Source organism: Ruminiclostridium sufflavum DSM 19573 (assembly GCF_003208175.1).
Lineage (GTDB): Bacteria > Bacillota > Clostridia > Acetivibrionales > DSM-1351 > Ruminiclostridium > Ruminiclostridium sufflavum.
This window is the reverse complement of the sequence record NZ_QKMR01000018.1, coordinates 22,395-35,812: the sequence shown is the minus strand read 5'-3', so window position 1 is coordinate 35,812 and position 13,418 is coordinate 22,395. Positions and strand designations below refer to the sequence as shown.

The window sequence follows — 13,418 nt, the reverse complement described above, 5'->3', positions numbered from 1 at the left end:
TTCTCTGTCTAACGTAACCAGAAACCATGCCAAACCAATTTAATTACGCACCGGTCTGATATATTTGAAAAACCGTTTCGGATCATGATACATATAAATGATTCTGCCGGGGGAGGTATCAAAGCTATACCCTGTTCCTGAAAAATCAAAAGTTGACATAGCCGTTTCTATCTTATCCTCCACACTGCGATTTTCCTGCTCATAATCAAACGGTCCATGCTCAAAGACAATATACTCGGCTTCGGGGATATCAATCATAAGCATTTGCGGCGGTACTTCGCCCTGATAATCAACGGGAAGACGTACACCATAACACTCTGTACGCAGAACACCCCAATCGCAAAGCCTGCCCTCAGGGTCATTGATGTACGCCATAATCTGACCGCTGCCGCTGTTAACTTCGCTCCCGCCATCGTCATCCAATTTACCCTTGATACTATCCAGCAAACCGCAGATGGTTTCGCAGTCCTGCCCCGGAATAAGGCTTTGCTTCTGCCAAAAGTCCCAATACCCATTACTCTCATAGTTTTTAATGTGCAAAAATTTGTGTGCCGGAATGGTTACAAAATAAATTTTAACATCGTCTGCAGATTTTATCATACCAATCTCTCCAAATCCAAAAAAGTAGCGGTCGAAAGGGTTTATTTTTGTACGAAGAACAACAGGCCTAGGCTTTTTTCTGTATTCACTTGGCGTTACGCCATATGTTCCCTTGAAAGCTCGGGTAAAGGCTTCATGTGATGAAAAGCCATAATCAAAAGCAATGTCCAAAAGGCTTTTCTCACTATCACGTACCTCTTTCAGTGCAAAGGCTAATTTCCTATGACGCAGATAATCCCTAAATTGCATTCCCGATATTTCTTTGAATTTTCTCGTTGTATAAAATTCGGAATAGCACAGCCTGCAAGAAAGAAAGCACAGCGTTAAAGCCTCATCCCTATAATTTTTAATACATTTGTCTATTTCATCAACGATTATTTGAATTTGCTTCTGCCATTCGTACATTCATCTGTTCACCCCGTCCTAACCACCCTATATTTATTATAAGAAAAAAGATAGATGACCGCTTGATTTTACTTGCGGTATTTTACTAAAGTCAATTTACGGTCAAAGCCTTAGAGACGATATTTATTTCGTCTCTTTAGCCGAACTAAGCTTTTAAGCTGATTTTGAACGCAGCTTGGACCGGGATTTAATATTTTAATCAGAACAAGAGGTTAATTTATTATAAAATACACACCTAATATAATGCTTACAAAAGCCAATCCGCCATAGAAATATTTTATTGTATTAAACATTAGAATTCTCCGGATATCTGTAGCCTTCTTGTATTCCTTTTCATGCTCGCTATTTCTTGCTCTCATATCAAGTAACTTGAAATTTATTAATTTACTCTTTTGAAACGATTCTTTAAAATCTTCGCTGTTTAAAAATTTAGAAATAAGAGTTATTCTATAAATCATTCTACTTTGATGTCTTCTCCACATTCCGTCAACAACCCAAAACAGCAATGGAATTACGCAAGTAAAAATAACAAATTTCTTCAAATCATATTGGCTTTTAATCAAGATTAATGCTATACTCCCTGTCCAAACAGTAATAGCCCAGTTTTTTATTGACTGAGTAATTGTATTTATCTGGTTAATAACATCATTGGTTGAATTGATTTCATTTTTTAATATGTCTAATTGGTATTTAAACGCTTCCTTCTGAGCATCCTCCACACAGTTCAATCCTCTCTTTAGCTTTAATAGGTTAAAACAGATATCTTATAATCAACACTTTTATGTGAAAGTGTAAGTTCTCAATTGCATACTGTTTAAATTCATACAACCTATTATACCTCTAAATCCATTACAGCTCAACATATCTTAACATTATAGCATATTATTTGAATATATATTAATTCTGAAAGCCATGCCCAGATATTACAGAACCGGCTTATCATTTTTTCAAAGCTCTGATTGAGGATACAGCTCCTATTGCCATAAACATAGCAAAAACCAATAAAGGAAAATAAAGCTGCATAAATTCCTTTCCCGAATCCGGATTACCATTAATTCTTTGAACATTAACAAACAGTATCATTGCAATAACAGAAAATACAAATATTAGCAATCCCAAAAATAATCTTGCTTTTTTCCATTTAAGCAATGCAGCCACAAGTAAAAACAAAGACAAGAAAAAAATTGCCGTACATAGAACAAGCGTTACTTCAAGCATTTAAAACACTCCTTTCCAACCCTTTTCATATTCTCTATAAATTCAATTGCCAAAAGTAAATTACTATCGGCTGAAAAAAACGATATAAAATCGTCCATAGGCTTGAACCGCAATCAGCCTCAGTAATATTATTACATTTAATACTATATATGTAATAATATTTAGTCAAGCTAATTTTGTCCTTTTAATGAATTTATTATTTATTCCGGATACGGCAGATTCATCTATAACCATGAAAGCATACACTCAGAGAATATCTGGGGAAAAAGAATTACCTTTGAAAGGAAAATGTTGATTGAAAAATTAAATTCCACCTATTGTTTCACAAGTATGGAATCTAACTTTCCAATTTTAATAAGCTTACTATATGATTTATATTAAATAATTTGCATCTAATTTTCTTAAATAAAAATATTAATTCTATGCATCTAGATATTGATATATACCTTTATATTGTGATAATGTGGAAGCAACTACTGGAAATATCTGCTGACAATTCCCGCTGGCTGACCAGTCAAGCCGTAAATCGTATTTCGGTTTTTCATCATATGCCCACCAGTTGCCGTTACTATCTTGTGCTATGTATTTAGTCCATTTAGGTATAGTATAGAATTTCAAAACCTTTCCTCCTCTCTTAATAAATCACTTATAATATCGTCTATTTTTTAGCATTAGCATTATTATAATTTAAAATTCGACAAAATGCAACATGAACTTTAAATTTCAAACTCTTTTTTTATAAAGTTTACTGTAGGAAAAAATGCTGATATCAAAGTGAAATCGGCCTATTATAGAAATTCAGTCTGATATTCCGAAATAAAACTCTGGAATATGTTTTCCAGCCCTTATTGGAATTTTATCGGTTTACAAAAAATATATTTTTAATTCACCTAAAAAACGGCCACTCTTCAGCCATCCTTATAAAACAGTATTGGCTACAGTTCTGACGATTTTTCTTTTGTTTCTCTCAGCGAACGTAAAGACAGGATGTCTATGGCAAGCGGACTTGAAGTCAGAGTTCCATTTTCTGACCATCGGATTCTTGAATATGTATTTAATGTTCCATGGAAAATTAAATTCAAGGGCCGTGTCGAAAAGGCACTGCTAAGAGAAGCCATGAGTCAATATTTACCTGATAAAATTCTTCACAGGAAGAAAAGTCCTTATCCCAAAACTCATAATCCTGTTTATGAGTCAATAGTCAATAATATGCTTCATGAAACAATGTCAAACCCAAGCTCAATATTAAAGGATATCATTCATACTGATACCCTTGCGATTCTGCAATCCAGCAGTAATATCACCTGGTATGGACAACTGATGGGAAGGCCTCAGCTTATTGCATGGCTGATACAGCTGGATTACTGGTTCAGAGAGTATAATGTGAAAATTGTTTAGCCTGCCAGACTGAAGCTTCATAAATAATATTACGGGGTTGTTATAATAATAGACTCATATAATATATGTTTCTTATTTATAGCACCCCATAATTATTGTCTGAATATTTTTCTCTAAAAGGTTTTTAACTCTTGCAGCATTCTGCATATTATATTGAATTAGAACCTTAAAAATGTTATTATCATTATGTGAATTTTTTTCGTTATCTTCCAGTTGGAAGTATATATGCTTATGCTTGCCAATTGAAGGTTTTTTCGGAAGCACCCTTATACCTCTGCATTTTGCAGAATTTGCACAGAAGCCTTACAATATCTTTAATCTACCACAACGAAAGGAAAATCTATTAATTTACCATGGAAAAAATTTTGATTGATATCGCAATTATTTTAATATTTACAAAAATCGGTGGCTTGATTAGCCGAAAATTCAAGATGCCTGAAGTTCTTGGCGCACTTATTGCCGGTGTTATAATCGGTCCTGCCGTGCTCAAGCTTGTACAGCATACTGAAAGCATAAAGCTTTTATCTGATCTGGGAGTCATATTGCTTATGTTCCTCGCAGGTCTGGAAACTAATCTTGACGAATTAAAAAAGGCAGGCAAAACCTCTTTCGCAATTGCAGTAGTTGGAATTCTGCTGCCCTTGGTTCTAGGTACTGCAGCCGCATATCTGTTTTTCACTGATTTCTGGGAAAACCTTTTTGTAGGAGTAATACTCACAGCCACAAGTGTAAGTATTTCTGTTGAAACTCTTACTGAATTGGGTAAGCTTAATACAAGGGCGGGAGTAAATATTCTCGGAGCAGCGGTAATAGATGATGTCCTTGGCCTGATACTTATATCTGTAGTTCTGGCAATGTCAAAGGCTCTTGAAAGCGGTGCTTCCGGTGCACAGGCTGTTACAAGCCTGCTTTTTACCTTTGTTAAAATAATTATATTCTGTGTCATTGCAGTATTAATGATTGCAGTAGTTCCAAAATTTATAAACAAAGGAGTTATCAGTGGCAGTCACAAGAGAGACTTACTTACCTTCTGCATAGCATTGGCCTTGCTTCTGGCATTTGTATCCGAGTTCCTTGGTATTGCAGCAATAACAGGGGCATATCTTTGTGGCTTGGCACTATCACAATTTATACACAGAGAATATATTACAAAAAATATAAAAGCCATATCCTCAGGCTTTTTATCCTTGATATTCTTTGCAAGCGTGGGTATTTCGGCGGATATAAAAAGCTTTAATTTAAAGGTTCTTATAATCACTCTGGTTATGTTCGCTATAGCGGTTATTGGAAAATTAATCGGCTGCGGCGGTGCTGCAAGGCTTTTTAAATTAAGTAAATCCGAATCCTTGCAAATTGGTGTCGGAATGATATCACGAGGTGAGGTTGCAATTATTACTGCAAATATAGGAATGCAAAATCGTATCATCTCCGAGGAAATATATATTCCGACTTTAATTGTAGTAATACTGACAACCATCATAACTCCTGCATTGCTTAAAATGGCATTCAGCTCTAAGCATTCTTCAAAATTAGACAGTGCAAACTGATATTGCTCTCTTTAAGATTGACTTCTCTGCCAATTAGGACTAACAAATTGCAGCAGGCTCGTCATTTACACCTATAAAAATGCAGTCAGCGATAGTTTCATTGACTGCATTTTATTGTATTAAGCTTTATTCCACGGATTTTAATGATTCAACCATATCAACCGTCTTTAGCTTAAAATAGGTAATCACCTGCATGACCAGAGAAAATACCATTGTCAAGGCGGCTGAAGCAAGGAAGCTAAACCATCCGATTTTCCTGAGCAGCACCCGCGTAGTTCCTTCGAGAACATCAATAACGAAGCCATGTAAAGCAATGCCTAAAGCAATACCGATGGCAATGCTTACCAGCGTTAGAATCACAGCTTCCCGGTATATATAGGCATTTGTTTCACTGTCCCGGAAGCCTAGAACTTTTAAGGTTGCAATTTCCCGCTTTCGCTCGCTGATATTGATGGAGGTTAAATTATAAAGCACAATAATGGCCAAAAGGGATGCAACCACAACCAGCAAAATAATAATGCTGTTTAGTTTTGCGTTTCCGTCCAGAGCCTTTTGGATAATATCGCCGGTGAAGGTAGTATTAAGCACCAAAGCACTGTCTATCAGGTTCTTTGAAAGAGTTTTTTCATCACCTGAAAAATCGGAAACGACCGCATTGAACATCGCAGGTTTTCCAAATATTCTGCTATACATGGCACTGTCCATATAAATATAATTGGTGATATAATTTTCTGCCACTTCGGATACTGTCAAGCTGTATGCGTTGTTGTCGGTATCCTTTACCATTAGTGAATCGCCCTTGCCGATTTTAAACACTTGGGCAATCTTCTCCGTAATAATTACACCGTCGCTGTCAGGTGAAATTGGCTCACCTGTGGACTTGCTTGTTAAGCGATAGTAAGCTAGAAATGTGGCACTGGTATTTTCAGGCACAATCAGATAAGCTTTCAGTGAAGTATCCTTTTGTTCACACTTCATCGCACTCTGACGCAGTAAAAGAGGCTTTTTAATTTGCTCCTTTGTAAAAAGCTCCTTCAAATCTCCGCTTAAGCCCGACACTTCATCCTTCAGCACAATCATATCATTATAAGTTAAAATATCTCCATACTGTCTATCGACAAAGCCGTCCATACTGTCCCTCAATCCAAATCCCACAAGCATAAGCGATGTACATCCGGCTACACCCACAATCGTCATTAATGCTCTTTTCTTATACCGAAACATATTGCGCATGGTTACCTTCCATGTAAAAGAAAGACGGTTCCATACAATCCCGATCCGTTCAAGCAGAATTTTCTGCCCGTGTTTTGGAGGTAATGGGCGCATCAGGACGGCTGGTTTTTGACTGAGCTCTCTATTGCAGGCAATTACCGTAACTGCAGACATCAGAGCCAGCGCTACCGCCATAATGCCGGCCAGCGTAATCAGATTATATCCAACAACAAGGGGCGGCAAAATATAATTAAAGTTTAAGAAAATAAGCGGCGGAAATACAGTGCATCCAAGCAAAAATCCTATGACTGCGCCAAGTGCCGTAGCCGACAGTACATATAAAAGATACGTGCTGATTATTTTTTTATTTTTATATCCGAGAGAGGCAAGAGCACCAAGCTCACTGCGTTCCTCGGCAATCATACGGGCCATTGTATTGGATGTCATCAGTGCAGCAATGGCAATAAAAAAGATTGGAAATACAGCGGCAATTGAGGACACAACCTCTATATCCGTATACAGTTCTTTGTATCCTACAGCCGCCTCCCTGTCAAAAATAATCCATTTCGGGTGTTCCATCCCGGAAAGGTCTGTTTTCGCATCAGCAAGCTTCTTCTCTGCATCCCCTATCTCAGTATTAAATTTTTCTAAATTCTCATGATATTCGTCATATCCGACCTTCAGTTTCTTCTCGTTATTTGCAAGCTCCTTTCTGCCCTTTGCAATTTCAGCTCTGGCTTTGGCTATTTCAGCGTGAAAGGTTTCAATTCCTTCCTTTAATTGCGTTTCTTGGTCAGTTAATGCATCAACTGATTCTTTAAGCTTTACAAGTCCCTTATATTGAGCGGAATACTCTGTAAGCATGGCGGAAAGCTGTGCGTATTGCTGACTGTCGGCAGGCAATTCGGCAAGCTGAGCTTTCATTCCTTCGATTGCCTGCTTCAGCCCGCTTACCTTGGAGGAAAGTTCCACCTTTTTTAGCCCGCTTTGGCTCAGCGCCGTATCAATTTCCTTCCAGCCATCGGATATCTTGACTTTTGCCTTCTCAAATTCAGCGGTCTTTTCTCTCACTGTATCATTCAGCTCAGTTTCGTTTTTAAGGAGCTCCTCCTTACCGTCTTTCAGCTTTTTTGCGTTATCATCCAATTTTATTTTGGCATCGGTGAGCTTTTTTTCGCTATCGGCTTTTTCATCCATTAACTTCATTTCATTGCTTGAGATTTTTTCATTTGCCTCGCTGTAAATTTCTGCATACCGCGCATTTTCCCTGTCCGGCTTGATTTTTATAAGCTCGTCATTCAGCTCCCTTGACAGAGCTTCATAGCCTTCGCTATAAGCGGTATAATCTTTCCCGCCCTCCATTGTGAGATAAATTTCCGTATATGCGTCCAGCGCAAAATTCTCCTTGCTTATAAAAATAAAAGAAGATAATTTCCCATCTCCAACTGTTGTGCTCCCGTAATCGCTTCCAATATACAGTACCGATTCGACAAGCCCTGTAACAGTAAATTCAGTGTTTTTCAGCTTACCCTCAACGTCACCGGCAATGTTAAGCTTATCACCGATTTGATAATTTTTGCTGTCAGCTACACATTCAGTACCCATTTCCGGCATTCGTCCCGCGGTCAGCTTTACTCTATTGACCGATTCTTCAATGGCGTGAACACGAACGGCTTTTTCTCCTTCAAGAACGTCCAGAGAATAACTGCCTGTAACTGAACAAACATCTTTTACTGCTTCTAACGCAGCCGCATCATTCTCGCTCAAGCCCATTGTACTGACGATTTTGAAATCCATCAGACTGTAATCGTGATAATAGCTATCTGCAATACCGATAAAATCAGGGGCGCTGGACTGGATTCCCGCATAAAAGCCAACACCGACCAGCACGATGATTAATAGTGAAATATATCGTCCGAATGATTTTTTTATCTTCATCAATGCATTTTTATAAATCATCGTTCTCACCACACAATCCCATCGACGGATTTAGGGTGCTCATTGACCGTTATACTTTTTACCGTTCCGTTTTTTATTTTTATTACCTTATCTGCAATTTCAGCAATGACAGCATTATGGGTAATCAGAACGGTTGTCATCCCCATTTCTCTGCAGCTTTTTTGCAGCAAAGCAATTATTTTCTTTCCGGTGTCGCTGTCCAATGCCCCGGTCGGCTCATCACATAAGAGCAGCTTGGGATTCTTGGCGATAGCTCTGGCAATAGCAACACGTTGCTGCTCACCGCCCGAAAGCTGGGAGGGAAAGTTGTTCATTCGTTCCAGCAAGCCGACTTGTTCCAAAACCTCTTTCGGGTTCAGAGAATCGGGGCAGATCTGGCAAGCAAGCTCTACGTTTTCGAGAGCAGTCAGATTCTCCACAAGATTATAAAACTGAAACACAAATCCAATATTGCTTCTTCTGTATTCAACTAATTGCCTCTTGCTGTATTCATGGATGCTGTTTCCGTCTACGATAAGCTTGCCGCTGCTTGGACTGTCCATCCCGCCAAGCAGATTGAGAACCGTCGTTTTGCCGGCACCGGAGGGCCCAAGAATGACTGCCAGTTCACCTTTTTTAATAGAAAAGGAGCAATTTTCAACTGCCTTGATGCGTACATCGCCGGCAGTATATTCTTTTTTAATGTTTTCCAATTCGATGAGAGCCATACTATCTACCTTTCAGATTGAGCGTTATTCTTGACTCTTTTGCATAGTAACAGTATAATGACATTGTGTTGTTTTAGCAACCATCAGATGCTTTGAAAACGTAGATTGCCCAACAAATCAGCATGTATATGTTGTTTTCCGTTCAAAATTATATCAAATCCTTAAGGTGGTGATTTTGTGAAAGAAATGAGACAGAACAGAAAAACCCGCTATACCAGAATGGTTTTGCAGGACAGCTTAATTGAGCTTATGAAACAAAAACCGATTTCTAAAATAACCATCAAGGAGATATGCGAAACCGCAGATATCAACCGGACAACCTTTTACGATCATTTTACAGATCAATATGAGCTGCTGCGCACTATCGAAGACCAGACACTTTCTTATGCTAAAGAACGACTCCAGCGTCTACTTGAAACCGATAAAAATGCAGCCCAAAAAATTATTGAAAGCATCTTTGAGTATTTTGTGGAAAACAGCAACCATATTCAGGTGCTGATGAGCGAGCAGGGTGATGTCGCTTTTCAAAAGAAATTATTAAAGTTGATTTATGAATATTGCAGGAGCATACCGGCTGATGCAAAACTGAAGGATACAAAATCGGCGGATGTTATTAACGATGAATACTTTTTTGTGTTTGCCGTAAACGGCAGTGTCGGCATTATACAGCACTGGCTGAAAACCGGCCTTCAAAAATCAGCCAAAGAAATGGCTGAGATTCTATGCAGTATTGTTTTTATATGATGCTGAATTTTTGAAAAGGGCCTTTGTTTCAAGAAAAAATTCCGCAAACGCCCTATTTCCCTGTGTCGTTTAAAATCAGCCATTAATAAGTGGTTTAGTCCTGTACCCGGAACTAAACCACTTTATTTTTTACAAGAGCTATATATTTATTTCCCGGTCAGCTTGTTAACAAAATCAGTTAAAATAGTCTGTAGCTCCGACATCTTAATTTCTGACCTTGGATTAAAGTTTCCTTTGTCATCAAGCTTCATAACTCCTGAATTGACAGCAGCCCTCACTCCTTCCGCTGCGTAGGGGCTTACTAAGCCTATATCTGTTATGGCCAGTTCTTTTCCATTCAGCTGTACTCCGTTTAAAGCGGCTGCTTTTGTTATTATGACAGCAAGCTCCTGTCTGGTGACCTTGTTATTCTCGAAATAATTCCCCTTGCCGTCACCGGTTATTAATCCGTTTTGTTTTGCAAAAGCCATAGTATCCGGAACTCCTGACAGCAATACATCAAAGAATTGGGCCCTTGTGAGAGTTTCCTCCGTACCTTGGTCAATTGCAACTATCGCATCATAAAGCTCTTTGTTTTCAGTCAATTTTTGCATACTGCCCGCTGTCGAACAAGCACCGTTTTTAATTAAGCTTTCAACTATTGCGGCAGTATCTTTTACATCCTGAACTGTCAATGCTTTAATTTCGCGTAAAATCTTTAACTGCGCATCTGCCTGCTTTCCCGAGAGATATCCGCTGATGGCATTTCCCGCTCCCACAAGCTCTCCGCTTGGAGCGGAATAAGTACTGAAGGCCTTTAATATATATCTGTCTAACTCCTTTTGAGTAATATCTATATTCTTCAGGAACTCAGGTATTCCCTTAAATATCTCAAAGGTTTCTTTTATGTTCGGATCTCGATAGGATGCAAACAAGAATCCGTTTGAATTAATGTTTTCAATATTTCCGTAAGCACCATTTCCAAGTCTGATTTTGGGTGTGGTATAATTCTCGTTTATTACCAATCCAACCGGTATATATTTTCCGCTGAACTTAGTGTCCATTTTATCGTATGTTGCAAATACCATATTATATTGAACCGCAGAATCTACAGCTATCCCCTCTTTTAAAGAAGGCCTGGGTATCTTTGTATAATCCTGCTTTTCTATTCTCTGAGCAGGTAATGCATCCGTAATCCTCTTTATTGCATTTTCATAGTTCTTTATATTACTCTTGTTTCCGCAAAATGCAGTTATCATATCTGTCTTATTTATAACCAGCTTATTAATTTCTTCAAGCTCGGCTATTACAGCTTTTGGATTTGAAGCTAAGGCTTTTTCAACCTCAGTTAAAAAGCTATAGTATTCTATTCCTGAAATATAGCTCTGAAAATTTTTGTCATCGTCAAATTGAGCTGAAATTCTGTCCATTTGAACATGTATCGGTTCAGAAGAAAAGGCTGCCTTCCAATTTGCAATTAAAGTTTTTACATTGCTTAATATAATTTCGCTGTTATCAAACCTTGTATTAAGGAGAATATCCCTTACCAAATCAACCTGTTGCTCGTACTCATCCATCAGGCCCATCCATGCTATTGTCAAGTATGGATTAAATTGCTTTGTATCCTCCCTGCTTATGGTACTCAAGCTGGTTTGGACTCCGCCTAAATACCTTAAAATTTTCGCATTCAGCTCTTCATGAGTATATGTCTTTGTATCGAGCCTGCCCAGCAGACTGCTGTATAGCTGCAAATAATGCAGTTTTTCAACAGGTATCGCGGAGGTGTCCAATAGTAAGGAGGTTGTTTCTGTTTCTCCAACATCCGCATCTGCGGAAATCATTCTGATGCCGTAAGGTGCCTTTGTTTCATTAATTTGATAATTCTTTAGCTCTTCGGGTAAATCTGATATCTTAACTGCCTGTATATCATCAATAACCTCTTGATTTACTTTTTCGCTATTCCACTCATTATATGCTTTTGTAGCAGCAACAATATTATCTGCCTCCTCCTTGCTCATGGATACCTTTAAATCAGACAGATATTTCTCTTCGTTACCGGCCAGCTTTTCAGCAAGTCCGGCCTCGGGAACAGTTGTTACCAAGGCTGCATGATTATTTTTTTCAATATATTTTGCGGCCAGCTTCTCCAGATAATTATCCGGTATCTTTGCCTGAATACTTTTTAAATTGCTGATTACATTGAATAAATAATCGGTATTATTACTATTTGCCCATCTATAAGCTGCTAAGTATGATATATTCACCCCAATATTTCCTGCCTCCGTAAAATTGGAATTACCCAGTAAGGAAGCTGACATCATGGCATCTTCTGAATCTCTGTCAAAGCCTGTTTTTATTATATTCTTCATGCACTTATCCACTAATGCTTTAAAAGCTGCCGCTTTATTTTCATCTGCATTTTTTACCGAAAATGTAATAACGGGCTGAGCAATCATATCATTAAGGCTTACTGTAACATCCCCGCCTATTTGCTCTCCGGCAAAAGCCTTTTTTAACGGAGAGGTATTCAAATTTAAAAGCTCTGCAATTACACTTAATCCTATTACATCTTCTTCCGTTGCTCCGGTTATTGCATAAGCATAATCAATTTGTGCAGCATTTTTTGTATTTGCTGCAGCCGCAACAGGGAAGCTAAAGGATGCTTCTGCCTTTTTGGAAAACGGTGTCACTATGCCTGCATCTATCTTTATATCCTGCTTCTCATACTTTGATAAATATTCATCATTAATTAAATCAAGAAATTTTTTATAATCAAGATTACCGTAAAGTATCATTAATGAATTTGACGGATGGTAGTATGTATCATGTGTCTTTATAAGCTGTTCATATGTCAGCTTTTTTATATCCTCCGGATTGCCGCCTGAAATATTACCTTGAACACTGCCCGGGAACAAGATTTTCAATACGTTTACATTAGCTGCCGCTGCAATATTCCCAAGTGCGCCCTTCATCTCATTGTAAACTACCCCTTTTACCTGCAAGGGAGCATTTGCCTCCGCCATCTCATATCTCCATGCTTCTCTTGAAAACACATTTTTATCGGTGTAAACTGACGGATGATACACACAATCCAAATATATATCTGTCAATTTAAGAAGCTGTTCCTCACTCATAGAGGACAAGGGATAAGTGGTAGCAGTCGAAAAAGTGCCTGCATTTACAAAGGTGCTGTATGTCTGGTTTGAAATAGTAAATACAACATCCCTTAATGGATATTTCTGAGAGCCTGATACTGTTATATGCTCAAGGACATGATTAATGCCGCTGTTATCTGCTGCAGGAGTTTTAAAGGTTATGTCAAACGATCTGTCAATGTCCTTGTTCTGTATATATAGAAGCTTCGCTCCTGTTTTTTCATGTTCGAACAAAGCAGTTTTTGAATTTATCAGGTCTAAATTTTTCAGCTCAACTGTTTTAAAGCCTGACACAACCTCTCCAACTTGCGGCAAGGGCTTTAAAATGTCTTCAGCTGCATTTGCGTTGCCGGTAACCTGAAAAAGCATGGTTAAAACCAAGCACAATACCAGCGTTAATGATAGAAGTCTTTTCATTTTTGAATAATCTCTCCTTATGTATAAAAATTTTATTTAAATATGCGTGTCCACGCATAAAAATAATACTTTGTAAA

General features: G+C 38.2%; 9 protein-coding genes and 1 pseudogene. 3 read left to right on the top strand and 7 right to left on the bottom strand.

Annotated features, from left to right (window positions below; genetic code table 11):
• Nucleotides 1–39: 39 nt before the first annotated feature.
• From LY28_RS14195 to LY28_RS14180, 4 genes are all read right to left on the bottom strand, one after another.
• Nucleotides 40–1,005, bottom strand: a complete 966-nt coding sequence (locus LY28_RS14195; RefSeq protein ID WP_110462854.1) for a helix-turn-helix transcriptional regulator — start codon at nucleotides 1,003–1,005, stop codon at nucleotides 40–42.
• A 212-nt stretch (nucleotides 1,006–1,217) separates the two neighbouring features.
• Complete coding sequence (locus LY28_RS14190) at nucleotides 1,218–1,724, bottom strand: hypothetical protein (protein WP_110462853.1); 507 nt, start codon at nucleotides 1,722–1,724, stop codon at nucleotides 1,218–1,220.
• A gap of 220 nt (nucleotides 1,725–1,944) precedes the next feature.
• Complete coding sequence (locus LY28_RS14185) at nucleotides 1,945–2,223, bottom strand: hypothetical protein (protein WP_110462852.1); 279 nt, start codon at nucleotides 2,221–2,223, stop codon at nucleotides 1,945–1,947.
• Nucleotides 2,224–2,643: 420 nt separating this feature from the next.
• Entirely contained in the window at nucleotides 2,644–2,841 is a 198-nt protein-coding gene (locus LY28_RS14180; protein WP_110462851.1) for a hypothetical protein, read from the bottom strand.
• A gap of 345 nt (nucleotides 2,842–3,186) precedes the next feature.
• On the opposite strand from LY28_RS14180, the pseudogene LY28_RS14175 reads away from it, so the two are divergent.
• Nucleotides 3,187–3,621 (top strand): annotated as a pseudogene (locus LY28_RS14175) (asparagine synthase-related protein); the annotation flags it as partial.
• Nucleotides 3,622–3,974: 353 nt separating this feature from the next.
• A complete protein-coding gene (locus tag LY28_RS14165) occupies nucleotides 3,975–5,168 on the top strand; it encodes a cation:proton antiporter (RefSeq protein ID WP_110462849.1) in 1,194 nt (397 codons plus the stop codon).
• Nucleotides 5,169–5,294: 126 nt separating this feature from the next.
• Here LY28_RS14165 and LY28_RS14160 read toward each other — a convergent pair whose 3' ends face one another.
• Nucleotides 5,295–8,339 carry an ABC transporter permease gene (locus tag LY28_RS14160; RefSeq protein WP_207658113.1) on the bottom strand — a complete coding sequence of 1,015 codons (3,045 nt, stop codon included), beginning with the start codon at nucleotides 8,337–8,339 and terminating at the stop codon, nucleotides 5,295–5,297.
• Nucleotides 8,340–8,344: 5 nt separating this feature from the next.
• A complete protein-coding gene (locus tag LY28_RS14155; RefSeq protein WP_110462847.1) occupies nucleotides 8,345–9,046 on the bottom strand; it encodes an ABC transporter ATP-binding protein in 702 nt (233 codons plus the stop codon).
• Nucleotides 9,047–9,232: 186 nt separating this feature from the next.
• Between LY28_RS14155 and LY28_RS14150 the strand changes: the two genes are divergently transcribed.
• The gene (locus tag LY28_RS14150) at nucleotides 9,233–9,790 is read left to right on the top strand and encodes a TetR/AcrR family transcriptional regulator (protein ID WP_242981307.1); all 558 of its coding nucleotides are present in this window, start codon (nucleotides 9,233–9,235) and stop codon (nucleotides 9,788–9,790) included.
• A 146-nt stretch (nucleotides 9,791–9,936) separates the two neighbouring features.
• On the opposite strand, the gene LY28_RS14145 is transcribed toward LY28_RS14150, so the two are convergent.
• Nucleotides 9,937–13,341 (bottom strand): insulinase family protein, encoded by a 3,405-nt coding sequence (locus LY28_RS14145; protein WP_110462845.1) that lies wholly within the window; start codon nucleotides 13,339–13,341, stop codon nucleotides 9,937–9,939.
• Nucleotides 13,342–13,418: the final 77 nt, after the last annotated feature.